Source organism: Arthrobacter sp. Soil_C_60 (assembly GCF_057656375.1).
The window spans coordinates 1-929 of sequence record NZ_JBDGKM010000027.1; the positions used below are offsets into that span (position 1 = coordinate 1).

The window sequence follows — 929 nt, forward strand, 5'->3', positions numbered from 1 at the left end:
AACAGGAGCACCCGGCACCAGTCGGACCCTTCTTCAAGGCCCTCCATCGCTCCGGAGCAACTTTTCAAATTTACCCGATCCTGCAGCAGTTCGCAAATCGCCTTCCGGCTGATTCCCGCTGCAACCACGGTCCCCGCAACCTCATCCGCACGGTAAATCGAACCGTTTGAAAGTGATTGTTTTGAAGGGGTTGGCCTCCCTGCCTGCTAAGCGCTTTCGCTCCCTAGCTGCGGTGGCTTGGAAGACATTACACGCCTTCGCGGACCACTGCAAATCCGCCTCCGGGAACAGCACCGCCTGCCGCGGAAAACCGCGGATTCATGCGGATCTTCCCCCTCCCGGATCCGCTGCGCCGGCCCCGGCCGGCCGCGCACCGAACGGGCACGGCAGCAAAACCAGGTTCGTTATCCCGAAACCGGAACCGGCGGCAAAGACCCGTCCGCAGCGCTGCCGGTGTGGCCAAGCACTCAATACGCCCGCGGCTCCCCTGCCCGCATCCGTCCGGAATCCGCGCGGATATTCACCGACCGCCCGCCGCCAGAACGCAACCGGCCCCTCGCGGGGAAAGTGTGCTTAAAATCCAACGCCAGCCGACACCTCCCGCTGCGCGGCCGCCGGCCCCACGGCCGGCAGGACCACCACCTGCAATGCCGCAGCGGAACCAGGCAGCACCGGCCACCTGCAGCACCCGGGCCAGGACGCCGGCACGGCCAACGCCCCGCGGCAGGAGCACCGGAATCCCGGGCCGGCCCGCCCCGACGGAGCAGCAGCTGCAGCCCAGCGGCAGCGGGCGCCGGCACGGCAGGCCTGCAGCCAGGGCACCGGGAACGGCGTTGGGGTTATGCAGGTTGTCATGGTTTCCGTCAACGGCCTTAAATGGGTGAAGGGCTCCACCGTCATGGTGGAGCCCTTCACGCTCAAAAGATGTC

At 66.5% G+C, this 929-nt stretch carries 1 protein-coding gene; it reads right to left on the bottom strand.

What is annotated here, in order from left to right:
- Positions 1-573: 573 nt before the first annotated feature.
- On the bottom strand, positions 574-929 hold a 356-nt coding region (locus AC3A4M_RS22800), incomplete at its 5' end, for a hypothetical protein (RefSeq protein WP_498738907.1).